The following is a 26156-nucleotide window of genomic DNA, read 5'->3' on the forward strand; positions in this document are numbered from 1 at the left end:
GATCCCATCATGAATGTAGATAATTATGATTTTAATTTGCCGGAGGAACTGATTGCCCAGACTCCGCTTGCTGACCGCAGCTCTTCCAGACTGCTGCTCGTAAACAAGGAGAATGGTCAACTGGAACACGGGCATTTCACAGATATACTGCAGCAATTCCGTCCGGGAGATACATTGGTGTTGAATGATACGAGAGTTATTCCGGCCAGACTGTTCGGTGTCAAGGAAGATACCGGGGCGAAGGCAGAGGTTCTGCTGCTGAAGAATCTCGGTGAAGACCGCTGGGAAGCGCTGGTTAAGCCCGGCAAAAAGCTGAAGACCGGAGCGGTGATTATCTTCAGCGAAGAGCTTAGCGCCGTAATAGAGGACCAAGCGGATATGGGCGGCCGGACGCTGCGCTTTATCTATCAGGGAATCTTCCAGGAAATACTGGACAGGCTCGGATCGATGCCGCTTCCTCCGTACATTAAGGAAACTCTGGATGACCGCGAACGTTATCAGACCGTCTACGCGCGGCACGAAGGGTCGGCGGCTGCGCCGACGGCGGGGCTGCACTTCACCCAAGAGCTGCTGGAGCAGATTGCAGCGGCCGGCGTGAATATCGCTTATATTACCCTGCATGTAGGTCTTGGCACATTCCGTCCGATGTCGGTAGAAACCGTGGAAGAACATGTGATGCATGCCGAATATTACGAATTATCCCAAGAGACGGCAGAGATGCTGAACTCCGCGAGAGCCAGAGGCGGAAGAATTATAGCTGTCGGCACAACCTCCTGCCGGACCCTTGAGACGGCCGGGAGACAAGCGGCGGGCGGACCGCTGAAGGCATCAAGCGGCTGGACGGATATTTTCATCTATCCCGGCTACGAATTCACTGTCGTCAATGCATTGATTACCAATTTCCATCTGCCAAAGTCAACTTTGGTCATGCTGGTGAGCGCTTTGGCCGGTCGGGAGCATATTCTCGCCGCCTACGAAGAAGCGATTAAGCAGCAGTACCGGTTCTTCAGCTTTGGCGATGCAATGTTCATTTATTAAGCAAGAGGAAGGGTTAAACCTATGGCAGCAATCACTTATGAACACATTAAGACCTGCAAGCAGTCCGGAGCACGGCTTGGAAGAGTGCATACTCCACACGGAATTATTGAAACACCGACCTTCATGCCGGTAGGCACACAAGCCACCGTCAAAACAATGAGCCCCGAAGAGCTTAAGCAAATGAATGCGCAGATTATTCTGAGTAATACCTACCATTTGTTCCTTCGCCCGGGCCATGAGATCATCGGCGAAGCCGGCGGTCTGCACAAATTCATGAACTGGGACCGGCCCATCCTGACTGACAGCGGCGGCTTCCAGGTATTCTCTCTGAGCGACATGCGTAAGATTACCGAAGAAGGCGTTCATTTCCGCTCCCATTTAAACGGGGACAAGAAGTTTCTCTCGCCGGAAGTAGCGATGGAAGTTCAGAATGCACTCGGTTCCGATATTATGATGGCCTTCGATGAATGCCCGCCTTATCCGGCAGAATATGAATACGTCAAAAAGTCACTTGAACGCACCACCCGCTGGGCAGAAAGATGCCTCAAGAGCCATGCACGTCCTAATGATCAGGGGCTGTTCGCAATCGTACAGGGGGGCATGCATGAGGATCTGCGCCGTCAGAGCGCGGCAGATTTGACTTCCATGGATTTCCCGGGGTATGCTATTGGAGGGCTCAGCGTCGGAGAGTCCAAGCAGCTAATGTATGAAGTGCTGGATTATACAGTTCCACTGCTGCCGCAAGGGAAACCGCGCTATTTAATGGGCGTAGGTTCACCGGATGCGCTGCTGGAAGGGTCAATCCGCGGAATAGACATGTTCGATTGTGTTCTGCCTACCCGTATTGCCCGCAATGGAACGACGATGACCAGTCAGGGAAGACTCGTTGTACGCAACGCGCAGTATGCCCGTGATTTCGGGCCGCTTGATCCGGAGTGTGATTGCTACACCTGCCGGAATTATTCCCGCGCTTATTTGCGCCATCTGATCAAAGCCGACGAAACCTTCGGCTTGCGGTTAACGACATACCATAATTTACACTTCCTGCTGGAATTGATGCGTAAAGTGCGTGAAGCCATCATGGAAGATCGGCTGCTTGATTTTCGCGATGAGTTTTTTGCACAATACGGATTATATGATAATCTAAAAGGCTTCTAAAAGTACTGAGTGATATGTTAAATTTTTTGGAAAGGGGGGAATGATATGTCACATTTTCAACTGGCAGCAGCTTCAGGCGGCGGAGGCAATATTCTTGGCCTGGTAGGTCCATTTGTACTTATGTTTGTTGTCTTCTACTTCCTGCTGATTCGTCCGCAGCAGAAGAAAACCAAAGCACGTAACGGAATGCTCAAGTCTTTGAAAAAAGGCGATAAGGTAGTTACTATCGGCGGTCTTCACGGAACAATTATGGAGATTTCTGATGACATCGTTGTATTGCGGGTTAATGACGTGACCCGATTGACCTTTGACCGGGGTTCGATCAGTCACTCTGTCGTGGAAGTAGAAGACAAAGATTGATTTGTCTGCATTAAATTACATAAAAACCGGCGTCTCTCGTGAGAGAAACGCCGGTTTTTTTACATTATACAGTTCAAAGGTTGATATTATCGCACATCCGTTGCCCGGCTTCGTACTCTCAGCCGTTCTTCCCCGCTACGAAGGGTAAATTTGGCAAGCTGCACTGCGACAGTTGTGGACAGAACGGCTAGCAAAGTGCCGCCGAGCATATCGGTCAGCCAGTGGATACCGAGATAGAATATTCCGAAGACGATAGCAACGGCCGAGATTGTACTAATCACCATCCAGCGGCGGTTGCCGGAACGGTAGGCCAGCAGCGCCATGGATACGGAAATGGCAGTATGCAGGCTAGGGAAGCAGTTGTTAAGGCCCGATAGCGGCCGGTACTCCTCTTCAAACTTCGGAAAAACATCCAGCATGGTAAATCGCACCCCTGCGGGCAGATAGGACCACACTTCATTTACCGGGAAATACAGATAGAATGGAATAGCAACGGCATAGGTTATCATGATCGTGTAGCAGGTCGCATAGAGCATCACGCGGTTCTTAGCCAGCAGATAGATACCGAGCGAGGCGGCAAGCACTGCTTGCAGCATGAAGATATAGAAGAAGACGATAATTGGGGTCAGCCAAGGCGTATAGAACAGCTCTTGCACATGTCTGACAAAGTGGCCTTCAAGACCAAAGACAAAGGCAGTGTAATCCGAAGTCAGGTGCATCTTCTGCTCGATCTGCAGCTCATATTTATTCACAGCAAGCACGCTGAACATTCCTATAATAATCAGAGTGAATTTATAGGACCGCAGGAGCTCTCTACCGATTTCAACTAGGGCCATTAGCGGATTGCGCCGGGCGCCGATCCAAATCAAAACCACTACAATGGCAACGGTGTATACAACTACAAGATTTATGGACTGGTAAAGCAAAGCATTCAAAGCCTCCTTGATAAATCCCTCATATGAAGTCAGATGCATTTAGTGTAACATATTTTCAAGGATAGGTTTCAAATTTCGAAATTATATTAATTAGGATTTTTGTAAATTAACCCCAAATATTCCCCCGAGTGCACCAATGCCTGCTGCAGCCAGTACCCAAAGGAAATCAATCCCTGCCGGTGCGCTGTCCAGAGCCAGGAATCCGATCAGCAGAACAATCAATCCATAGAATGCGCCGGTCAGTGCTCCTTGATACCAGCCTTTGCTTGTAGCTCTGCCGCCTGCGGTCAAGCCTCCGAAAGCGGCAGCTATGCCGTGTACAATATAGGTATACATGGTAAGATCCTGTTCCTGCAGTCCGCTGCCCCAGAGCAGCAGGGAGAGAACGAATGCGCCCAGCAGCATCCACAGGAACGACCGGCATAAACCCGACAATACAGGACTAGATATTTTCCATGAGAATAGACGCCTAATTAACGACATGGTAAAACCTCCTAAAAGTTTGTTTGCGTTACTTCCTGGACGGACTCCTTACAAACGGGCTTGGAAAGCATACGCTAAGTTTGTTTGCGATACTTTCGGGCTGGGCTTTGAAAAAGTGTCCTGCCTGAGCTGGTACTAATCATTGTATGGGAAGGCTTGCCCCAATAGTACAAGAATGGCAGACTGGACTTTTACCAGTAATTAATCAGCAGGCCTCCGAATGTTCCCTTGGCAGGCAGGTCAGAATAGGGGTACATTAATCCACCCGTTACGGCTCTCAGCTGCCGGGTGAGAAGCGGAAGGGGAGCGAAGAGAATATGTTCCAGCATATTACTACCCACATCTTTCTGACCGTGCTGATGTATATCTTCATTTTCCTAAGTATGCGGATCATGGGCAAACGGGAAATCGGTAAGCTGTCGGTTTTTGATCTCACAATTTCCATTATGATTGCCGAGATCGCTGTTTTTGTGATTGAAGATATCGAGCGTCCCATCTATGACGGGTTCGTGCCCATGGCGACCCTGGTGCTGATTCAGGTATTGGTTGCACAGCTCAGTCTGAAGAGCCGGAAGCTGCGCCTGCTGGTGGACGGCAAGCCGAGTATTCTAATCTCGGATGGTAAGCTGCACCGGGGCGAGATGCGTAAACAGAGATATAATATAGATGATCTTCTGCTGCAGCTCCGGGGGCAGAACATCGACAGTCCGGCAGATGTGGAGTTCGCCATTCTTGAAACCAGCGGGCAGCTTACTGTAATTGAGAAGAACAAAGGAGTATCCTCGTCCAACCAAACAGGCAACAGCAGCTCAAGCGCTGAGCAGAAAGAACAGAACAGCGGAGACCCGCAAAGCTCCCGCAGTTCAGATAAATCTGACAGCTCCAGTACGGTTAAGCTTCCTAAGCATAAAATCCGCTACGAAGGTCTCCCGATTCCGCTGATTATGGACGGAAAGGTGCAGGACGACAATTTGGAGATGATCGGCAAGAACCGCTTCTGGCTTAGAACCCAGATCCGCCAGAAGGGTGTCTCCGATTTCCGTGATGTCTTTCTATGCTCGATTGATCATAAAGGGCAGATTTATATTGACCCGATCAGCCCCCGATAAGGAAGTGAGGTCTAGTTCCGCCAGCGTCTGAAGAAGGGCACACGCTCCAGATCACGCCCGGAAATCAGGCCCGATAACAGGCAAATGCTAAAGTATACGCCCATCCCGCAGGCAGCGGCAGCCAGAAACTGTATCCACTGTGAGTAGGAGATTTGAACTGAGGTATAGACGTAAGACATTCCGGCAGCCATGATGATCGTAGCCGCTATAATTTTGACCGGATCCGACCATCTTAAGGACATGGCTGTCAGCCGGATAACACTGTATCCATGCAGTATTGTCACGAGGAGGCTATTGACAATAATGGCGATGATGGCTCCTTGAATCCCGTATTCCGGCCTGGAGGCGAGCAGCAGAATCAGCAAAATTTTGACGACCGCACCAATCAGTGTATTAATCAGTGCCTTGCCGGGGCGGTCCATTGCCTGAAGTGCAGCCTGCAGCGGGGCCTGGACATAGAGGAATAATGCGAACGGTGCCATCATCCTCAGCATAGGTGCCGTATCCGCTGCATTGCCGTACATCAGTGTACATAAAGGTACGGCAAGAACGTACATAACAGCAGCAAACGGAGCGCCTGTTACCATAGCCAGCCGCAGAGCCTGATGCATTCTTTTATGAATCGTGGGCAGGTCATTTCGGGCAGCTGCCTCGGATAAGGAAGGGACGAGGGAAACGGCCAGCGAGGAGCTGAGCACACCCGGCAGCAGCAGCAGCGGGATAACCATTCCCTGCAGAGAACCGTATTGTGCAGTTGCGGCTGCGGCGGCTATTCCGGCAAGCGCCAGGCTGCGCACGGTAATAATGGATTCCAGCAGATACGAGAAGGAGCCGATCAGGCGTCCGGCGGTTACAGGTACAGAGATGGCGACCAGCCGCTTAAACACACCCCCGGGTGGTCTCTGCGGTTCATCTCCGGACTCTGCAGAACTACCCGGAACAGCCGTGCCGGCAGGAGGCGGAGCCTCATTCTTGTCCTTTTTGACGATATAATAATATTGCAGCAGCAGGGCCAGCATTCCGCCTATTTCACCTACAGTAACGCCCAGCATCGCACCTGCCGCCGCAAAAGCAATTCCTTTTGGGAGCAGCAACCAGGAAAACCAAAGCATGAAGAAGATCCGGATGACTGATTCCAGCACAGAGGAGAACGCCGAGGGAAGCATATTCTGCCTGCCCTGGAAATATCCGCGGTAGATGGACGAAACGGCCACGATTGCAATCATTGGAGTCATGCTGACAAAGGTGTAATATACCCGCTGGTCGGTCAGAATAACGCTTGATACCCAAGAGGCGCTGAGCAGAGCTACAATGGTGAAAAAAATTCCTAGTGTCAGACTGATTGCCAGGCCCGTATGCAGGATTTTGCGGGACTGCTCCGGCCGGTTCTCTCCTTCTGCTTCAGCAACCATTTTGGCAATTGCCAGCGGCAGCCCGCCGGTAATGACGGTTACCAATACGATAAAGAACGGATATCCAAGCTGATATAGTCCTACTCCTTCGGCGCCGATGATTCGCGGCAAAGCAATCCGGGGAATAAAACCAAGCATCCGGTTAATGATGCCTGCAAATAACAGGATTAATGTTCCTTGTATAAAGGTCTGTTTCCTCAAAGGGCACTCCTTCTTCCCAAATTAGATGAAAACTTCCGGTGAATTTGTTCCTCTCCCAAGCAGGCTTGTATAAGGATATGCTGCTACAGGTCAACTCCATGACAAGCTTTCCATATGACAAGTTTTTGGCCGAAAGAAGGAAAGAGTGGCAGAGGGGGCGAATATTAATCTCTGAGCATACGTAACGGGGAATCTTTGGAGGTGTCAACACGTGGAATCGGAACAATGGAGATATGACGAGCTTAGTGAAGAAATCGAAGCCATGTGCATCAGCAAAGCGGAGGAATTCCGGCTCCTCGGCTATGAATATGTAACCGGTAAGGATATTTGGGATTGCGTCAGCCGTAATTATGTTAAGGAAGGAAGACCTCCTCTGCATAAACTGGTCAATGATATTTATTCGCTGAAATCGGGCAGTTACATGAATTATCTGACCATTGCAGCCTACCGGGGGTTGAACTGACGGCCTAATTTGCCCAAAAGGAACGATTTTCTTTTGCAAACGGCTACAGGAAGCAGTAAAGTAAGAGAAGAGTAATTCAACAGTTCCTATTCAAACGGATGGTTTGCGCCCAGAAGCAGAACCGGCCGTTTCTTTGTGTGGATCCGGCACCGTCATTCCTCTTGAATTGACGGTGATTTCGCACGTAGCTATAATAGGAATATTGAGTAATGAAAGGGGAACTAGCTAGAGCATGAAGAGAATGTTGAGCTTTATCATCACCGTGGTCGTTCTAACCGGCGTCATGGGATTTACAACTCCCGGGCTGCTGGACAAGGTCCGTCTAGGTCTTGACCTGAAGGGCGGATTTGAGATTCTGTACCACGCCGAGCCCATGGATACGGGAGGAACCCTGACCCGTGCTTCGCTGCAAAAAACAGCGGAGAGCCTGGAGAAACGGGCGAATGCACTCGGAACAAGCGAGCCTGAGGTTACAACCGAAGGTACGGACCGCATCCGTCTGAAGATTGCGGGCGTTACTGACGAAGCCGAGGTCCGCAAAAAAATGAAAGAACCTGCAGTTCTAACCTTCCGCAGTGCCGCTGATGGTGATGCACCCGGAGTCTTCAGCAAGATTGAACTGGTAGGCAGTGATTTTGTTGAAGGCGCGGCAGACGTGCAACGCGATAACCTCAACCGTCCGGAGATCAGCATCTCTATTAAGGACAAGGATAAATTTGCGGAAATTACCGAGCGTCTGCTGGGTAAGCAGCTCGCCATTTATCTGGATGAGACATTGTTGTCCGATCCTCCTTATGTTAGGGCAGTCCTGACCGATGGTAAAGCTTCTATTTCCGGAGGATATACACTAGATGAAGCCCGAGAGATTGCAGATACGATCAATCTCGGTGCATTGCCGCTGAAGCTAACGGAGAAATATTCCCAGAGCGTAGGGGCAACACTTGGTAAACAGTCTCTTGACCAAACGGTTAAAGCAGGTATTGTAGGTTCCCTGATCATTCTGGTCTTCATGATGTTCATGTATCGTCTTCCGGGTGTACTGGCCAGCTTCGCGCTGATTCTTCATACCTGGCTGCTGATTCTGGTGTTCGTTATAGCTGATTTCACCTTGACCCTTCCCGGTATTGCCGCGTTCATTCTCGGTATAGGGATGGCAGTCGATGCCAATATCATTACCAATGAACGGATTAGAGAAGAAATGCGCAGCGGTAAGAGTATTTTATCTTCCGTCAAAGCAGGTAACAAGACTTCATTCCGTACCGTTATGGACGCGAATGTCACTACGATCATTGTAGCGGCTGTCATGTTCGCCTTCGGTACAGGTGCCGTTAAAGGCTTCGCGCTGATTCTGATCGTGGAAATTGTACTTAGTATTGTAACAAACCTTTATTTTGCCCACTGGCTGCTGACAGTGCTGGTTAAAGCCGGCGCACTCAAAAAGCCGAAGCAATTTGGGGTAAAGGAGAGTGACATCAGTGCGCTTTAAGAAAGAGCTTGATTTCGTACATTTAAGCAAGTTTTTCTATATCTTCTCAATCGCCATTACAGTGGCGGGTCTGGTCTTTCTGGCAACCTTCGGCCTGAATTACAGCGTTGATTTCAAGGCCGGGTCCAACGTGGACGTTGCCCTCTCCAAGAGCATCACCCTGGCTCAGCTACAGCCTGTATTGGATGAAGCTGGGATTGGGCATGATCCGACAATTACCATCGGGGATCAGCGTGTCAACATCCGCTACGATGAAGAACTGGATGATGTACAAAGTGAAACCCTTAAGAAGTCAATCAACAAGATTGATGATAAGGCATCCTTTGAGATCAACACAGTAGATACAGAAATGGCTAAGGAACTGGCCCGCAATGCAATCTATTCAGTGCTTCTGGCCAGTATCGGGATTATTATTTATGTGAGTATCCGTTTTGAATGGCGGTTCGCAATGGCATCCATCGTGGCGCTGCTCCATGATGCATTTATGGTTGTAGCGATCTTCTCCATCTTCCGTCTGGAGGTAGACATAACCTTCATTGTCGCGGTGCTGACCATAATCGGTTATTCCATTAATGATACGATCGTTATCTTCGACCGGATCCGCGAGAACTTGCGGTTCGGTAAACAGAAGTCGTATGAGGATCTTAAGTCCCTGGTCAATAAGAGTGTGACCCAGACCCTTATGCGCTCCCTGTATACAGCCTTTACGGTATTTATTGCCGCATTCTTCCTGCTGATTATGGGCGGAGAGTCGATCAAAATGTTCTCGCTTGCCATGGTAATCGGCTTGCTCTTCGGAGCCTATTCCTCGATCTTTATTGCAAGTCCGCTCTGGCTGCTGCTCAAAAAACGCCAGAAGACGCCGGTAAAGAGCAATCCGGCCAAAGCCTAAAACTTAAGTTTCAGGAAAGCCGCGTCACAAGCGACGCGGCTTTTCGGAATCTTTGGATCAGCATCTTAAGCCGGTTTCATCATCATGAGATTACTTGCTAGTGGTAAGGAGGGCCTCGTTATGAATGACAAACAATTAGCTGCAAGAGACACCGTTGCCTGGACCGGAATACTCAGTGATATTATGCTGGCTCTGGCCAAAGGCGCCTTCGGCTATCTTTCAGGCAGCAAAGCATTGATGGGGGACGCCATCTATTCCGGAGCAGATGCCGCCGCCAAACTGGCAGGGGTTATTCCGTGGAATTCGAAGCAGAGTCACAAGTATGCAGGATCATCGGGCAGCCGGGCCGGTCAACGAAATAAAGAGCCGATGGCGGCCATTCTTTTTTCTGTGCTTATTCTTATGGGCGGGCTGCAGATTGCTTTCTCGGCCATTCGTGATTTAACCCGAGGACATTTATCGGCACCTGGGCAGTCGGCACTTGTAACCGTCTTGATTTGCATTGTGTTCAAAGAGGCTATCTTTCAATATCAATACCGTTATTATAAAAAAAAGAACGATGGCAGTCATGCCGCGTATGCGGATACCCACCGTTTCAGTCTATATACTTCCATAACCGTATTTATTGGTATTGCTCTGGCCATGACGGGCGGGTATTTCAATTGGCATCCAATGCTTTATATGGACCCGATTGCCGCACTGCTGACCGGATGTCTGGTTATCCGCAAAGGCTATTCTCTAATTACTTCCTCTGTCTACAGCAAAAAGATTCAGGAGCTTCCTTCCGAGGAAGCCGCCAGCTTCATTGAGACCGTCCAGCGTGTGCATGGAGTCATCCGGGTGGAGCAGCTTAAGGCAATGGAGGAAGGCAGTTATGTGAATCTTCATGTCACGATCAGCGTAAATCCGCGGATTAGCGTGCTGGAAGCTCAGGATATCTCGGAATGCGCCCGGAAGCTGCTGCAGCACCGGTTCGTTCATGTTGGCGAGGTTCAAATGGATGTTGTGCCGTATGACCCGGGTTATCCCTATAAAAGCAACCATGAGCTCGTGGATAATGATATTCCCACGCTGCTTCAGTAGTCTGCAAGGTGAGAGAAAGGTGAGCTGTATTGCTTCATTCAAAAACAAGATGGCAATCTCCGGCAGCCGATCCCGAGAAAAACCGGGAACTGGCCCGGAGCCTTTCTATTTCTCCGCTTCTGTCCTCACTGCTCGTGCAAAGAGGCATGGATACTGCCGATAAGGCGCTGGTATTCATGGATGGCGGAGTGGAGGATAGTCATGATCCATTCCTGCTCAAAGGAATGGCCGAGGCTGTGCCGCGGATTCGAAAGGCATTGCAAGATGAAGAACATATTCTGGTGTATGGCGATTATGATGCAGACGGGGTGTCCAGTACTGCGCTGATGATCTTTCTTCTGCGTCATCTGGGTGCTTCTTTTGACATTTATATCCCGCATCGTTCCAATGAAGGCTACGGTCTGCATAATCATGCGCTCGATTGGGCGCTGCAGCAGGGAGTATCTCTCGTTATTACTGTGGATACTGGTATTAGTGCCTACCATCAGATTGCTTACGCTTCAGAGCTGGGCATTGATGTCATAGTCACGGATCATCATGAGCCGCCGGAGCTGTTGCCTGAGGCTTATGCACTCATTAATCCGAAACTGCCGGACTGCCCGTATCCTTTCAAGGGGCTGGCCGGAGTGGGTGTAGCTTACAAGCTGGCGGAGGCCCTTCTGGGCAGCGGAGTTCCTGAAGAATGGTGTGAGATTGCCGCTATCGGTACCGTTGCGGATCTGATGCCGCTGCTTGGGGAGAACCGGAGTCTAGTACGCCGGGGGCTAACCAGCATGCGGAATTCGCCGTTTCCGGGAATTCGGGCGCTGCTCTCCGTCTGCGGAATTACGATGAGTACGGTGAGTGCTGTTAATATTGCCTTCGGCATGGCTCCGCGCATTAATGCCAGCGGAAGGCTGGACCATGCCGGGCGGGCGGTTACACTGCTCACTACCGCAGATGCTGAAGAGGCAGAACAATTTGCCGGAGAGCTTGACCTCCTGAATAAGGAACGTCAACTGGTCGTCGAGAGAATTGTAGGGGAAGCTACGGAGAAGCTGGAGCAGAGAATCAGTCAAACCGGGCTTCCAGATATTATTGTGTTGGCTGAGCAGGGCTGGAATGTCGGCGTTGTTGGGATTGTGGCTTCTAAGCTGCTGGAAAAATATTATCGTCCGGTTATTATTCTGGACATTTACCCGGATACAGGGATGTGCAAAGGCTCTGCCCGCTCGATCCCCGGACTGGATATCTATGCGGCGTTATCCTCATGTGCCGGATTAATGGACCATTTCGGCGGGCATCCGGCTGCGGCCGGAATGAGCCTGCCGCAGGACAAGCTGGAAGACTTTGATGCAGCGCTTAATGCATATGCTGCATCTATCCTGACACCAGAGGACTTTGTAGCCGTGACGGCTGCAGACGGTGAGGTCTCGATTGCTGATTTGTCACTGCAGGCTGCGCTTGAACTGGAGCGGCTTGCCCCCTTCGGGATGGCTAACCCGCTGCCGAGATTCATTCTGCGCGGAGCTGCAGTGAAGGAGACCCGCAAGATGGGCCAGGACGGCAAACATCTGAAGCTTGTCCTGCAGCAGGATAAGGTGACGATCGAAGCGGTTGCCTTCGGTAAGGGTTCCCTGGCTGATCTGCTGCCTGATGGTACAGTCATTGATGTACTGGCTGAGCTGTCGGTCAATGAATGGAACGGCTCACGCAAGCCTCAGCTGATGCTGCAGGATCTTGCAGTGCCTGCCACGCAGCTGTTCGACCTGCGCGGTGCTGCTGACGCGGTTAAGCAGGCGGCGCATATTCAGGAGCTGCTCCGTTCGTACAGCGGCAGCAGCCCGGTTAAGACAGCAGCGGTCTTTCAGAACAGCCGCAGGTCTCCACTGCGCGAGCTGAAGGGCATGTCGCTGTGGGTCTACGATGAGGATGCCGGAATTTCACAGGTGCATCAGGGTGAGCCGGGGAATGACGAAGCAGAGATAACACTGCTCTGTCTGCTGGATATGCCGGAAACGCCGGAGCAGCTGGAAGCACTGTTCACTGCGTTTCCCCGCACAGAGAATATTGCCCTGCTGCATTCGATCCGCGACGGCCGTGACCGGCTGCAGGTTCCTACGCGGGATCATTTCAAGTCGTTATATAAATTGATCGCCTCGATCGCAATAACCGCAACCCCCGAGCATGAAGTGCTGCTGCGGCTCAGCCGCCAGTCTGCACTGGGTGTGCGTATGCTGGGCAGGATGCTTGATGTGTTCGCTGAGCTTGATTTCATTGAACGCAGCGGAGGAAGCATTACCTTTGTCAAGAAGCCTGCCGCCAAGAGCCTGACGGCGTCAGAGCACTTCGTCAGGCTGGGCAAGACTGCTGAAATGGAGCAGTATTTCATGGAAGGCAGCCGCGGCGAACTTCAGGAATTCATGCTGTCACGCCGGCTAGGCGCCTCGTAAAGGGTGTAGCGTGCTTTCGGAGTAAGAGCTTTTACAGAGAATTCAGGTGAGGATATCCTATCCTCATAACTTTTAGGAGATGATACTTTTGGATTTCAAAGACAGTATTCGTGTGATTCCGGATTTCCCGCAGCCGGGAATCAGCTTTAAGGATATTACTACCCTGCTTAAAGACGGCGCCAAGTACCGTGCGGCTATTGATGAGCTTAAGGCTCTCGTTGCCCATCTGGAGATTGATGTCATTGCAGGACCGGAAGCGCGCGGCTTTGTAGTAGGCGCACCGCTGGCGTATGCACTGGGTGTTGGCTTCGTGCCTATCCGCAAAAGCGGCAAGCTTCCTTACGAGACGATTGAAGTGGGATACGATTTGGAATACGGCAAAGATACCCTTGCTGTACACACGGATGCTATCCAGCCGGGGCAGAAGGTTCTGATTGCCGATGATCTGCTCGCTACCGGCGGTACTATCGCTACTTCAGTAAGCCTCGTGGAACAGCTTGGCGGACAAGTTGTCGGCGCTGCCTTCCTGATTGAACTAACCGCTCTGGCCGGACGCAATAAGCTGTCGGATATTGAAGTGGTTACCCTGTTGACTTACGAGGATTAATTCACCCGGATAACTTTTCCCGGGAAATAAAAAGCGGACTGCTGTCGATTTAAGGACAGCAGTCCGCTTTTTAGATTAAATATGAGAAGCCATTTATATTGCATTTGCAGAGCTGCAAAAGTACTGTATAATCAAGTTTCTTCTATATATAAGTATTCAGGGCTTAATGAGCGGATTTATCTGCTTCCTGTTCATTGGACAAGCCGAGAACTTCAAACAGCTTGAAGAGCAGGGAGAGGAGCATACCGACGATAGTTGCCAATGCCATACCTTTCAGCTGTACACCGCCAACCGTTAATGTGATGCCGCTGATACCCACCACCAGTACCAGAGTAGCCAGAATCATGTTGGTGGCTTTGGAGAAATCGACCTTCTGCTCTACGAAAATACGCAGACCCGATGCGGCAATTACACCGAACAGCAGTAGGGATACACCGCCCATGACCGGCTGCGGGATATTGGCAATGACGGACGAGAACGTACCGGAGAACGAGAGCAGGATGGCAATCACTGCAGCGCCGCCGATTACATATACCGAGTACACCTTGGTCAGCGCCATAACGCCGATATTTTCACCATAAGTGGTATTCGGGGTGGACCCCAGGAATCCGGAGAGTACCGTGGAAATCCCGTTACCCATCAGTGAGCGGTCCAGTCCGGGATCTTTGGTCAGGTCTTTACCGACAATGTTGCTGGTAACCAGCAGGTGGCCGATATGCTCAACGATAACAACAAGCGATACAGGGATGATCGTCAAGATAACCTGCCAGTCGAAGGATGGGGTGATAATCGTTGGGTGGGACAGGAAATGGGCTTCAGAGATAGCACCAGTATTTACCTGACCCAGGATATAAGCGAGTACATAACCGGTAACGATACCGATGAGGATGTGAATGATTTTGGGGAAGCCGCGGAATAACACGGAGCCGAGTACGGTAACGCCAAGCGTGACCATTGACAAGGTAATAGCTTTGCCATCCGGAATCCAGTCTGTGACGGCCACACCTTCAGGAGCAATCAGTCCGGCCATGCGTGCTGCAACAGGAACGAGCTCCAGTCCGATGGTGGCTACGATAGCGCCCATAACTGCCGGAGGAAATACGACATTAATCCAGCCGGTGCCCGCATAACGCACGATCAAAGCGACTAGAATAAAAATAACACCGGTAACAATAAATGCGCCAAGTGCAAGCGAATATCCATGCTCATGATCGTCTGTGTGTTTAGCCAGGACCATAAGTACCGGCGAAATAAAAGCAAAGCTTGAGCCAAGATATGCGGGGATTTTGCCGCGGCAGATCCAAATGTAAAGCAATGTGCCGATACCATTCATCAGCAGGATCATGCCGGGATCTACCCCGAACAGGTTGGGAACAAGCACTGTGCTGCCGAACATGGCGAACAAATGCTGAAGACTCAGGAGGAAACCCGGGCCCCAAGGGAGTCTTTCGTTAACTTGAATTTCGCGTTGCAATGGAGTTCACTTCTCTTTCTGATCTAATTTGATGTAAGCCTGGCGCTAAAAAACCGCCTTTACTAGATTAAATAGATCGGCGCCTTTTTACAACAACATTTTTGCGCGCGCCACAAAATTGTCTTTTCTTGTCCCTTTCCCTTACAGGAATACCACGCTATGGCAAGTGTTGACGTAATCCTCCGTAAGCGTCATAATTATAGACAACTTTAATCTGTGCGTAGTGCAGTTTGGAACATATGGAACCTGCAAATTCTGCACGGCTTGCGGGTTCATTTTATTATAGAAGGGAAACGGATACGACGAGAATGGGCATAGAGCAATTAACCGAAAAGGCCGGCGCCTATATAAAAGAAAAAGATCTTCTCCGCATCCGGGAAGCTTATGAGTTTGCCGATCAGGCTCATCACGGGCAGGTTCGGAAATCGGGGGAGCCATACATTCTGCATCCGCTGGCGGTCGCAGATATTGTCGTCAATATGCAAATGGATGTTATATCTATTATTGCAGCGCTGTTACATGATGTTGTAGAAGATACGACGGTGTCACTGGACCAGATCCGCGCGAAATTTGGCGATACCTGCGCAATGCTGGTGGATGGTCTGACCAAGCTGGAACGCATCCGGTTCCGCTCCAAGGAAGAGCAGCAGAACGAGAATTACCGCAAAATGTTCATCGCTATGGCTCAGGATATCCGGGTCATTGTGATCAAGCTGGCGGACCGTCTGCATAATATGCGCACGCTCAAGTACCAGTCGGAAGAGAGCCAGCGCCGTATTTCCTATGAGACTCTGGAGATTTTTTGTCCCATTGCAGACCGCTTGGGGATCTCTGCGATTAAATGGGAGATGGAGGATATTGCCCTCCGTTATCTGAATCCGCAGCAATACTACCGGATTGCCAATCTTGTACACAAGAAACGGGCAGAACGTGAGCAGTTTATCGACAGCGTTATCGGGCGAATCCGCGCCAAGCTGGATGAAATGGGCATCGAAGGCGATCTTTCGGGACGCCCGAAGCATATTTACAGTGTCTATAACAAGATGAGCACCAAGAACAAGCAGTTCAACGAAATCTATGATCTGCTGGCCATCCGCATTATCGTCGACAATATTAAGGATTGTTATGCTACGTTAGGAATTATCCATACTCTTTGGAAGCCGATGCCTGGCCGGTTCAAGGATTATATTGCCATGCCCAAGGCGAATATGTATCAGTCTTTGCATACAACGGTAGTGGGTCCGGGCGGGGAGCCTACAGAAGTGCAGATCCGCACCTGGGAGATGCACCGTACTGCTGAATTCGGGATTGCCGCGCATTGGGCGTATAAGGAAGGCAGCAGCAACAATGTGAATCCGGAGAACCGGATGCCATTCTTCCGCGAGATTCTGGAGCTGCAGCATGAAGCCAAGGATGCCGAAGAATTCGTGGAATCGCTCAAAATGGACTTTTTCTCCGACCTCGTCTTCGTGTTCACGCCTAAGGGTGAGGTTGTAGAGCTGCCTGCAGGCTCTGTGCCGCTTGATTTCGCGTTCCGTATCCATACAGAGGTCGGCAACCGGACGATCGGCTCCAAGGTCAACGGGCGCATCGTACCGCTTGACCATAAGCTGAAGACCGGGGATATCGTGGAGATTCTGACCTCGAAGAACTCGTACGGGCCGAGCCGGGACTGGCTGAAGATTGCCCAGTCTTCACATGCACGCAGCAAGATCAAGCAATGGTTCAAGAAGGAGAAGCGGGAAGAGAACGTTGAAAAAGGCCGCGAAGCGATCGAACGCGAGCTGAAGCGCCTCAACGTGGAGATCTCTGACTGGCTGACGGAAGATAAATTGTCAGAAGCGGCGAAGAAATTTGCCTTTAATGATGTAGAGGATATGCTGTCCGCAGTAGGTTTTGGCGGGATTACAGCCGCGCAGATTGCCTCCAAGCTGACCGAGAAGCTGCGTAAGGACCAGGAAGAAGCTGCCGGTCATCTGGAGCTTACTTCTGAGATGAAGGAGATCAAATCCAGCGGAGAGAAGCGCAATCAGCCGACCAACGGCGTGCGCGTTAAGGGGATAGATAATCTGCTTGTACGCTTCGCGCGATGTTGTAATCCCGTGCCGGGCGACGATATTATCGGTTATGTAACCCGCGGACGCGGTGTATCCGTACACCGTGAGGATTGTCCGAACATTCCGGGTGAAGGGGACGGCGAGGAATCAGCCCGCGTCATCGAAGTGGAGTGGGAAGGCAGCATGGAGGCTAACTATAGCGTCGATATTGAGATTACGGGTCATGACCGCAACGGACTGCTGAATGAAGTGCTGCAGGCCGTATCGGAGAGCAAGACCAATATCTCGGCGGTTACCGGACGCTCCGACAAGAACAAGATGGCAATGATTCATATGACGATTCTGATCCGCAACACCGATCATCTGCAGTCTGTGGTGGATAAGGTCAAGCGCGTGAAGGATGTATATACGGTTAACCGCATTATGCAATAAGGCTAAGGCATGAAGGTAACCAGGCAAGGAGCTGAAGGATGTTATGAGAGTGGTTGTGCAGCGCTGCAAGAATTCCAGTGTGACGGTAGACGGAACAGTGACCGGAGCGATTGGAGAGGGCCTGATGCTGCTGGTCGGCGTAACCCATGGAGATACGGAGAAGGATGCCAAGTATTTGGCTGACAAGGTAGCCGGACTGCGGATTTTTGAGGATGACGCCGGTAAAATGAACTTCAGCGTAACGGATGCCGGAGGCAGTGTCCTGTCCGTGTCCCAGTTCACCCTGTACGGGGACTGCCGCAAAGGCCGGCGGCCCAACTTCATGGCTGCGGCGGCTCCGGCGGAGGCAGAGCGGCTCTATGACTACTTCAACCAGGAGCTGCGCAGAGGCGGGCTTCAGGTGGAGACCGGTATTTTTGGAGCGATGATGGACGTCTCCCTGACGAACTGGGGACCGGTTACCCTGCTGCTGGACAGCCGGGGCTAGGCATTGAAAGAGGCGGCAGCAGAACGGACATGATATGCCGGTCTAATTTTACAGCTAGATGTGAGGACTCCACGTTGTGGGGTCTTTTTTGATATAGGATAACGGTCTCCCCTGCTGGATAAACTAGTGATGAACCAATAATATTCACAAGTTGCGGGGAGTCAGTAGCATGAGACAATCACAGAAAGCATGGATATGGAACAGTATACAGGGCCATACGGCGGGGTCGATGACGGAAGCTTCTGTAACGGCAAGAGGAGCCGGGGATCAGAGGGATCTGCCGGTGCTTAAGGGAACAAGCCGCAATCTTCTGCCGCGAACGTAATGAGTGCAGGGAAGGCGGCTTATTTATCTGTTTTTTGGAGCGTACAAATGGTGTTTAGCCGGCGGGAATTTGCGAAACCTGTGAGGGCTCGTTAGAAAGCCGGGGAATGCGGGTAATAGAATGACGAGAACAGAATAGCGTAGAGAGGAGAAATTAATCTCAATGAGTAAAGTAGCATTTCTGCTCGCTAATGGTTTTGAAGATTCCGAAATGAAGGTGCCTTATGAAGAAGTGCTGCAGGCAGGACATCAGGCAGAGATTATTGGTCTGAAGAAAAATGAGACTCTGCTCGGTAAAAAAGGCAGCGTGTCTTATGCCGCCGATAAAGCGGTCAGCGAGGTGAAAGCCGGAGATTATGATGCTGTAGTCATCCCGGGCGGATCTTCGCCGGAGAACCTTCGTCTTGACCAGGATATCCTGCAATTTGTAAAAGATGCGGACAATGCCGGCAAGCCTATAGCTGCTATCTGTCACGGGCCGCAGATTCTGATCAGTGCCGGTCTGGTACAAGGCCGTACGCTTACCTCCTACCCTCCGCTGAAGGATGATCTCATCAATGCTGGTGCGGAATTCAAGGATGAAGAGGTCGTCGTGGACGGCAATTATATTACTTCACGCACACCCAAGGATGAGCCCGCATTTGTGCGTGAGCTGCTTAAGGTGTTGTAATACATTTAAACAAACCACTGGGAGGGATTTACAATGACTAAAAGAATCCAAGCCTATTTCAGCACGGAAGATGCAGCGGAAGGTGCCAAGACTGCACTGATTCCATACGGTGTGGAAGGAATTGAAGTGTCGGCACTGACGGATCCTCTGGATACCGGCGGAAACAACCGCCGCAATATTCTGATGCCGCTGGCTCCCTATAATACTTCGGCTACAGCTGCCGGAGGGGTCTACGCAGCAGGGGGCGCGACAGGGCCGCTTACAGGAGCAGCCATTGTGCCTGGAGTTACTGTTGATGATGATCTGGGCCGGACAGATGATGAACGAACGGCGGGTGAGGTTCACAGGGACTCTGATTTGACAAACAGTGATCTGGAGAACCTGCATTACGTCATGGATCTCAAAGTGGCTGAGAATCATTACAATGAGGTTGTGGAGGTTCTGCGCGGCAAGCAGGCCTATGTGGAGATTTTTGATTAAGCAGAAGGCTCTGCTTAATCCGGGTAACCAATTCAGCTCCAGTCCTCCCCTAAGGAGGGGCTGGAGCTATTTATTTGCCCGCAGGGAAGCGGGAAGGGCATGAATTCTCTAGACAGGGAATAGGGTTGTAGTGTAACCTAATTTGTAGAGTTCAGGCACAGGCATGTACGACTCAATAAAACGCTTTCTTTTCTGTAATGCAACTGTAATATTACATTCATGATTCCTTAATATAGCGTGTTTATAATAGAAGCATGACCCCCTTTTTTATAATATATGGTGATGGACCTGCAGCAATCGGCTGCAGGTCATTTTTTTTGAAATCTAAGAATTTACATGCTTCGCGCTATAAATAGCTCGAAATGAGGCATCTCTGGACGCATAACGGAATCTGAGTCCGCTTGCCCCGCGAATTCGCCGGATTTGTTCAAATAGCGGAATCTCATTCCTCCTGTCGGGCAGTAACCTGAGGAGCTGCGCCCAGTACTTGCGCAGGCCATGTGCGCTTGCGCTGCTCCAGCTGACTCACCCTGGCTGCGAGCCGGGATACAAACTGAATTCAATTCATTCCTTGACTTTAGCGCAGTGGTTCAGTAGAATCTAACAATATACGGTATGTTATATTGTTTTGATGACGGGACCAAGTAATCCGTAACCCACAACCCCAGAGAGGAATCCCGCTGATCCGGCGGCTGTCCAAGTGATGGACGGCAACACCTGATCCGCACGGCTGTAAGGATTCTGTTGATGAACGGATGAATGACCTCCCCGAGAACGCACGGCGAAAGCAGGCAGCAGCAGGTTGCCTAGAGTCAGTAGCCGATTGCGCGTAGGCGGGCGTTAACCGCTTAGAGCGGATTTGGAACAGCATAGCTGCTTAAGTCCGGAATGTGGGTGGTACCACGGGTGAATTATTGGTTATGATAATCCCTCGTCCCTGTTTGTAATTAAACAGGGCGGGGGATTTTTTGTTGTTTTTAGAAGCAGAGACAATGGGTTCCATGAGGAACAAGAGGGGTTATTTTCAGGAGGGATAGGCTGTGGCTAAAGAAAGATTCGAGAAACCAACCGGTACGCAGGATGTGCTTCCGGGTGCAGTAGAGAAATGGCAGTACGCTGAGGGCAAAGCAAGAGATCTCTGCCGCCGCTTCAACTACCGGGAGATCCGCACACCGCTGTTCGAGCACACCGGGCTGTTTGAGCGTGGTGTAGGCGAGACAACGGATATTGTAGAAGGGGAAATGTATACCTTCAAGGACAAAGGCGACCGCGATCTGGCACTGCGTCCCGAAGGGACAGCAGGTGTCGTACGGGCGTACGTGCAGAACAAGCTCTATGGTGAGCCGGATGTCAGCAAGCTGTATTATATCGGCCCGATGTTCCGCTACGAACGTCCGCAGGCAGGCAGATACCGCCAGTTCCACCAATTCGGCATCGAAGCCTTCGGTGCAGTGGACCCGGCAATCGATGCGGAAGTGATTTCGCTCGGGTACCAGTTCTATCTTGATCTGGGGCTGAAGGATGTGAGAGTGGAGCTGAATTCCGTGGGCAACGCGCCTAGCCGCGCGGCGTACCGGGAGAAGCTGCTGGATTTCCTGAGACCGATGAGAGAGAGCCTGTGCAGCGACTGCCAGCGCCGGATGGAGCGTAATCCGCTGCGCGTGCTGGACTGCAAGGTCGATCAGGATAAATTCGGCGGTGCCCCGTCAATTCTGGACAGTCTGGATGAGGAGTGCACAGAGCATTTTGCCAAGGTGAAAGGCCATTTGGACGTGATGGGCGTGGAGTACAGCATTAACCCCCGTCTGGTACGCGGCCTGGATTATTACACGCATACAGCGTTTGAGTATAAAGCGGCAGGCATCGGCTCCATCGACACGGTGGGCGGCGGCGGCCGGTATAACGGCCTGGTGGAAGAGATCGGCGGACCGGATCAGCCGGGTATCGGTTTCGGGATCGGCCTTGAGCGTATTCTGCTGATTCTGGAGAATCAGGGGGTTGAGCTGGAAGCAGTGAAGCCGCTGGATGTGTACTTTGTCGCACTTGGTGAAGCCGCAGATCTGGAGATCACGAAGCAGCTGTTCCATCTGCGCAGCCTGGGCTTCTCCGCAGAACGCGATTATCTGGGGCGGAAGATGAAGGCACAGATGAAGTCGGCGGACCGCATGTCGGCCCGGTATACGGCGATTCTTGGCGAAGACGAGCTGAACAGCGGCGTGATCGCCCTGAAGTCGATGGAAACCGGCGAGCAGCGGACCGTCAAGCTGGAAGAGCTGGCGCAGGCGCTGAAATAGAATTTAAGTATGGATATATCCGCGAGCAAGCGGCAGTCAGTTACATGTAATTTTAACCATGAAGGGGTAGGATAAAAGATGACCAGAAGCCATAACTGTGGACAATTAACAACGGCGAGCATCGGCGAGACAGTAACACTGAACGGTTGGGTGCAGACCCGCCGTGACCTTGGGGGCGTGCTGTTTATTGACCTGCGCGACCGCACAGGGATTGTACAGATTGTATTCAACCCCGACTATTCCGGAGAAGCGCTGCAGATTGCCGATAAGGTGCGCAGTGAATACGTGCTTGCCGTAACGGGTAAAGTGGTTAAACGGGATGATGAAACCATCAACCGCAACCTGCCGACCGGCGAGATTGAAGTGCAGATTACAGATATTGAAGTATTGAATGCTGCCAAGACGCCTCCGTTCTTCATCGAAGACGGTGTGGAAGTGGATGAATCGCTGCGAATGAAATACCGTTACCTGGATCTGCGCCGTCCGGAAATGCACAAGACGCTGCTGCTCCGTTCAAAAGCGGCCAAGATCTTCCGCGACTTCCTGGACAGCGAAGGCTTCATCGATGTGGAAACGCCGATTCTGACCAAAAGCTCACCGGAAGGCGCACGTGATTATCTCGTGCCAAGCCGTGTGCATGAAGGGGAATTCTTCGCGCTTCCGCAGTCTCCGCAGATCTATAAGCAGCTGCTGATGGTCGGCGGCATCGAGCGTTATTACCAGATGGCCCGCTGTTTCCGCGATGAGGATCTGCGCGCAGACCGCCAGCCTGAATTCACCCAGTTCGACATCGAGACCTCCTTCATGCCGCAGGATGAATTGCTGTCCATGATGGAAACCCTGATGCAGCGACTGCTGAAGGAAACCATTGGTGTCGAGGTTGCTACTCCGTTCCAGCGGCTGACCTATGCTGAAGCTATCGGCAAATACGGCTCGGACAAGCCTGACCTGCGGTTTGGCCTGGAACTGGTAGAGATGAACGATATCGTTGCTGCCAGCGGTGTGAAGGTGTTCGCTTCCGTGATCGAAAAAGGCGGAGAAGTGAAATGCCTTAACGCCAAGGGCTGCGGCACTTGGACCCGTAAGGAAATTGATGATCTCGGACCTTACGCTGCACGTTACGGCGCCAAAGGCCTGGCCTGGATTCAAGTGAAAGACGGCGAGTTCAAAGGACCGATTGTGAAGTTCTTCTCCGAAGAAGAAATTGCCGCCGTGAAGGAACGCACGGGTGCTGAAGAAGGCGACCTGCTGCTCTTCTCCGCCGACACTAAGAAGGTCGTTGCCGATGTACTCGGCGCACTCCGCCTGAAGATCGGCCGTCAGCTTGGCCTGATCGACGACAGTGTGTTCAAATTCGCCTGGGTTACAGAGTTCCCGCTGCTCAGCTATGACGAAGACCAGAAGCGCTACATGGCGGAGCATCATCCGTTCACACGCCCGATGGATGAAGACCTCCATCTCTTCGATACGGATCCGGGCGCGATCCGCGCACAGGCTTATGACATCGTGCTTAACGGCTACGAGGTGGGCGGCGGCTCCCAGCGTATCTACAAACGTGAGGTTCAGGAGAAAATGTTCGAAGCTCTCGGCTTCACACAGGAACTCGCGTATGAGAAATTCGGCTACCTGATGGATGCCTTCGAATACGGCACGCCTCCGCACGGCGGGATTGCCTTCGGCTTCGACCGTCTGATCATGCTGCTGGCCGGACGCACGAACCTGCGTGAAACCATTGCCTTCCCTAAGACCGCAAGTGCAACCGACCTGCTGATGGACGCTCCGTCCCCGGTAGATGCTATACAGCTCGAGCAGCTGCATATCAAATTGGCGCCAAAACCGGAAAAAGAAAAGAAATAAAACATAAATGGCTGACGGGGCATAGAGCGGACTTAAGCGGCTATGCCCCGCAGGCTTGTTAAAGGAGGCTGACATCATGCTGAATCAGTTCTCGCGTACGGAACTGGCGATCGGACCGGAAGGTCTCGAGATCATGAAGAACAGCACAGTGGCTGTGCTGGGGATTGGCGGAGTGGGAGCGATGGCAGTAGAGGCCCTCGCCCGTACTGGTATCGGACGTATCATCCTGATTGATAAGGATTCGGTCGATATCACCAATATCAACCGCCAGATCCATGCGCTGACGACGACCATCGGCCAGAACAAAACCGATCTGATGGTGGACCGCGTCAAGCTGATTAACCCGGACTGCGAAGCGATTGCCCTAAACATGTTCTATACCGAAGAGACCTATGAGGAGCTGTTCAAATACAAGCTGGATTATGTCATTGATGCTTCGGATACGATTATCTACAAAATTCATCTGATCAAGGAATGTCTGACCCGGAAGATCCCGTTGATCTCCAGCATGGGAGCGGCGAATAAGATGGACCCTACCCGTTTCCAGGTAGCCGATATTTCCAAGACGAGTATGGACCCGATTGCGCGGGTGATCCGCACAAAGCTGCGCAAGGAAGGGATCAAGAAAGGCGTTAAGGTTGTATTCTCGACCGAAAAGCCTGTGAAGCCGCGCGAGGATGTCACCGAGCAGATTGTTCCTGCCAATGCGCCGGACCGGCGCAAAGCGAAGCAGCCTCCGGCCAGTACGTCCTTCGTGCCTCCGGTAGTCGGTCTGATTATGGTTAGTGTTACGGTACGTGATTTGCTGGAAACCGGCGGTATCACGTTTGAATAAGGGTTTGACAGGATTCAAGGGCGTGCAGCTGATTCCCCGCTGCATGCCCTTTTATTGCTGCCTGGAGCAGCATACTCGTGAGATGGCTGATTACAGATCAGACAAACGGGGGTAATAGCCAGCGGAACTTAACATCATAATAAGAAAACTTAAGAATGGAGCAGTGGGGCTGCAATTAATACCTGATCTTAAGGCATTATTGAAGCATCTGTATAACATTCTTAAGTTCAGGTTCTATAGTGGAGGTTTTTAGATGAAATCGAATTTTTGGCGGAATAGCGTGGGACTTACGCCGGGCGACAACTGGAAACGGGAGTGGGCGGCAGGCATCCTATCGTATTTCGCTTCGGTATATATTGTTATGGTCAATGCGGCGATTCTGCATGATGCAGGCATGCCGCTGCGGGCGGGGATGGTGGCCACACTGCTGACAGCGATTACAGGCTGTCTGCTGATGGCTTTTGGCGGGAAAACGCCGATTATCGTCGTCCCGGGCATGGGCATCAATGCCTTTTTCACCTATACATTGGTGCATTCCATGAAGCTGGATTGGCGTGAGGCGCTTGCCGTTGTTGTAGTGACGGGTGTGCTGTTCGCTATTGTAGCGTTCACTTCGCTCTACCGCATACTGAGTGATGCCATACCCCATAATCTGCAGCATGCGATAACTGTCGGAATCGGTCTGTTTCTGACGTTTATCGGCCTGCAAAAAAGCGGGATTGTCATTGCCCATGCCACGACATTTGTCGCCATCGGGCATTTCAGCGATCCTGCGGTCATTACCTCGGTGGTGACGCTGTTGCTCGCCCTGGTCCTGTTCATCCGCGGCACGCGCGGCGGCCTGCTGATCAGCATGCTGGCGGGGACAGGCCTGGCCTACCTGCTGGGAGCGGCTCATGCGCCTGAGAATACCGAATCCGGACATGTGTTCAGCGGATATGGCGATGTGTTCGCCAGTATGCAATGGAGCGGATTCATCAGCCTGGTCTTCTGGATCGCCGTATTCCTGCTGCTGCTGATCGTTGTCTTCGAGAACATCGGCCTGATCTCCTCGCAGACGCTGATGATAGGCCGTCCGGAACGCTTCAAAAGCAGTCTGCGGGCGCTATCCATCGCTAACATCGCGGCAGGCCTGTTCGGCAGCAGTCCCGTAGTAGCCGCTGCCGAATCTACAGCCGGCATCGCTGCCGGCGGACGCACCGGCTTAACCTCGCTCGTCACCGGTCTCTTGTTCGGGGCGACATTCCTGTTCATTCCGCTGCTGGCTTATGTGCCGGACAGCGCAATTGCGCCGATTCTGATCGTGATCGGCGGACTTATGGTCCAGAGTGTGCGCGAGATGGATCTCAGCGACATGACGGAGCTGTTCCCCGCATTTCTGATTATGGTGATGATTCCATTCACCTACAGCATCGTGGACGGGATGGCGTTTGGGTTCATCACTTACCCGGTTGTGAAGCTGGCTACAGGCAAAGGCAAGGACGTCCCGCCGGCGCTGTACGGGATTGCCGGGCTGTTCGTAGCGAACTTTGTGCTCCATGCGCTAATGGGCTAAATACGCATCATAAAGGGCAGGTGAGCCGTTCT

At 51.6% G+C, this 26156-nt stretch carries 23 protein-coding genes; 19 read left to right on the top strand and 4 right to left on the bottom strand.

Annotated features, from left to right (window positions below; translation table 11 throughout):
• Positions 1–9: 9 nt before the first annotated feature.
• Genes queA through yajC form a run of 3 tightly spaced genes read left to right on the top strand, consistent with a single transcriptional unit; the run spans position 10 to position 2556 of the window.
• Entirely contained in the window at positions 10–1038 is a 1029-nt protein-coding gene (queA, locus tag MKZ24_RS12245) for a tRNA preQ1(34) S-adenosylmethionine ribosyltransferase-isomerase QueA (protein ID WP_042238733.1), read from the top strand.
• A 21-nt stretch (positions 1039–1059) separates the two neighbouring features.
• Entirely contained in the window at positions 1060–2196 is a 1137-nt protein-coding gene (tgt, locus tag MKZ24_RS12250; protein WP_042139546.1) for a tRNA guanosine(34) transglycosylase Tgt, read from the top strand.
• A 45-nt stretch (positions 2197–2241) separates the two neighbouring features.
• On the top strand, positions 2242–2556 hold the full coding sequence (gene yajC, locus MKZ24_RS12255) for a preprotein translocase subunit YajC (RefSeq protein WP_042238731.1): 315 nt from the start codon (positions 2242–2244) through the stop codon (positions 2554–2556).
• An 86-nt stretch (positions 2557–2642) separates the two neighbouring features.
• On the opposite strand, the gene MKZ24_RS12260 is transcribed toward yajC, so the two are convergent.
• Together MKZ24_RS12260 and MKZ24_RS12265 are read right to left on the bottom strand one after the other, a co-directional pair.
• Positions 2643–3491 (bottom strand): phosphatase PAP2 family protein, encoded by an 849-nt coding sequence (locus MKZ24_RS12260; RefSeq protein ID WP_340783306.1) that lies wholly within the window; start codon positions 3489–3491, stop codon positions 2643–2645.
• 90 nt (positions 3492–3581) lie between these two features.
• Positions 3582–3974 (bottom strand): TIGR04086 family membrane protein, encoded by a 393-nt coding sequence (locus MKZ24_RS12265; protein ID WP_042238727.1) that lies wholly within the window; start codon positions 3972–3974, stop codon positions 3582–3584.
• Between the two features lie 317 nt (positions 3975–4291).
• Here MKZ24_RS12265 and MKZ24_RS12270 point away from each other — a divergent pair, with 317 nt between their 5' ends.
• Positions 4292–5083, top strand: a complete 792-nt coding sequence (locus tag MKZ24_RS12270; RefSeq protein ID WP_042238725.1) for a DUF421 domain-containing protein — start codon at positions 4292–4294, stop codon at positions 5081–5083.
• A gap of 11 nt (positions 5084–5094) precedes the next feature.
• On the opposite strand, the gene spoVB is transcribed toward MKZ24_RS12270, so the two are convergent.
• Positions 5095–6696 (bottom strand): stage V sporulation protein B, encoded by a 1602-nt coding sequence (gene spoVB, locus MKZ24_RS12275; RefSeq protein ID WP_340783314.1) that lies wholly within the window; start codon positions 6694–6696, stop codon positions 5095–5097.
• A 211-nt stretch (positions 6697–6907) separates the two neighbouring features.
• Here spoVB and MKZ24_RS12280 point away from each other — a divergent pair, with 211 nt between their 5' ends.
• From MKZ24_RS12280 to MKZ24_RS12305, 6 genes are all read left to right on the top strand, one after another.
• Complete coding sequence (locus tag MKZ24_RS12280; RefSeq protein WP_042238721.1) at positions 6908–7159, top strand: post-transcriptional regulator; 252 nt, start codon at positions 6908–6910, stop codon at positions 7157–7159.
• Between the two features lie 232 nt (positions 7160–7391).
• The gene (gene secD, locus MKZ24_RS12285; RefSeq protein ID WP_340783317.1) at positions 7392–8645 is read left to right on the top strand and encodes a protein translocase subunit SecD; all 1254 of its coding nucleotides are present in this window, start codon (positions 7392–7394) and stop codon (positions 8643–8645) included.
• A complete protein-coding gene (gene secF / locus MKZ24_RS12290) occupies positions 8635–9537 on the top strand; it encodes a protein translocase subunit SecF (protein ID WP_340783319.1) in 903 nt (300 codons plus the stop codon). Before secD ends, secF begins: the two co-directional genes overlap by 11 nt.
• A 120-nt stretch (positions 9538–9657) precedes the next feature.
• Positions 9658–10620 (top strand): cation diffusion facilitator family transporter, encoded by a 963-nt coding sequence (locus tag MKZ24_RS12295; RefSeq protein WP_340783321.1) that lies wholly within the window; start codon positions 9658–9660, stop codon positions 10618–10620.
• Between the two features lie 29 nt (positions 10621–10649).
• Positions 10650–13052, top strand: coding sequence for a single-stranded-DNA-specific exonuclease RecJ (gene recJ, locus MKZ24_RS12300; RefSeq protein ID WP_340783323.1), 2403 nt, complete (start codon positions 10650–10652; stop codon positions 13050–13052).
• Positions 13053–13140: 88 nt separating this feature from the next.
• Entirely contained in the window at positions 13141–13659 is a 519-nt protein-coding gene (locus tag MKZ24_RS12305) for an adenine phosphoribosyltransferase (RefSeq protein ID WP_039294499.1), read from the top strand.
• Between the two features lie 163 nt (positions 13660–13822).
• Here MKZ24_RS12305 and uraA read toward each other — a convergent pair whose 3' ends face one another.
• Positions 13823–15133 (bottom strand): uracil permease, encoded by a 1311-nt coding sequence (gene uraA / locus MKZ24_RS12310; RefSeq protein WP_042238712.1) that lies wholly within the window; start codon positions 15131–15133, stop codon positions 13823–13825.
• A gap of 308 nt (positions 15134–15441) precedes the next feature.
• Between uraA and MKZ24_RS12315 the strand changes: the two genes are divergently transcribed.
• The 9 genes from MKZ24_RS12315 (at position 15442) to MKZ24_RS12355 (ending at position 26124) form a co-directional block, all read left to right on the top strand.
• Positions 15442–17622 (top strand): RelA/SpoT family protein, encoded by a 2181-nt coding sequence (locus tag MKZ24_RS12315; protein WP_039294505.1) that lies wholly within the window; start codon positions 15442–15444, stop codon positions 17620–17622.
• A 43-nt stretch (positions 17623–17665) separates the two neighbouring features.
• The gene (dtd, locus tag MKZ24_RS12320) at positions 17666–18109 is read left to right on the top strand and encodes a D-aminoacyl-tRNA deacylase (protein ID WP_042238708.1); all 444 of its coding nucleotides are present in this window, start codon (positions 17666–17668) and stop codon (positions 18107–18109) included.
• Positions 18110–18278: 169 nt separating this feature from the next.
• Positions 18279–18434: a hypothetical protein gene (locus MKZ24_RS12325; protein WP_156123324.1), complete on the top strand. Its 156-nt coding sequence runs from the start codon at positions 18279–18281 to the stop codon at positions 18432–18434.
• 162 nt (positions 18435–18596) lie between these two features.
• On the top strand, positions 18597–19103 hold the full coding sequence (locus tag MKZ24_RS12330; protein ID WP_042238705.1) for a type 1 glutamine amidotransferase domain-containing protein: 507 nt from the start codon (positions 18597–18599) through the stop codon (positions 19101–19103).
• A gap of 33 nt (positions 19104–19136) precedes the next feature.
• Complete coding sequence (locus MKZ24_RS12335; RefSeq protein ID WP_042238703.1) at positions 19137–19583, top strand: hypothetical protein; 447 nt, start codon at positions 19137–19139, stop codon at positions 19581–19583.
• A gap of 1040 nt (positions 19584–20623) precedes the next feature.
• Complete coding sequence (gene hisS / locus MKZ24_RS12340) at positions 20624–21877, top strand: histidine--tRNA ligase (protein WP_340783334.1); 1254 nt, start codon at positions 20624–20626, stop codon at positions 21875–21877.
• Positions 21878–21955: 78 nt separating this feature from the next.
• Entirely contained in the window at positions 21956–23734 is a 1779-nt protein-coding gene (aspS, locus tag MKZ24_RS12345) for an aspartate--tRNA ligase (protein WP_042238700.1), read from the top strand.
• A gap of 76 nt (positions 23735–23810) precedes the next feature.
• Positions 23811–24569, top strand: a complete 759-nt coding sequence (locus tag MKZ24_RS12350) for a tRNA threonylcarbamoyladenosine dehydratase (protein ID WP_042238698.1) — start codon at positions 23811–23813, stop codon at positions 24567–24569.
• Between the two features lie 253 nt (positions 24570–24822).
• Positions 24823–26124 (top strand): NCS2 family permease, encoded by a 1302-nt coding sequence (locus MKZ24_RS12355; RefSeq protein WP_340783339.1) that lies wholly within the window; start codon positions 24823–24825, stop codon positions 26122–26124.
• Positions 26125–26156: the final 32 nt, after the last annotated feature.

The sequence above is a fragment of the Paenibacillus sp. FSL R7-0297 genome (assembly GCF_038009025.1).
In the GTDB taxonomy this organism is placed as follows: domain Bacteria; phylum Bacillota; class Bacilli; order Paenibacillales; family Paenibacillaceae; genus Paenibacillus_AQ.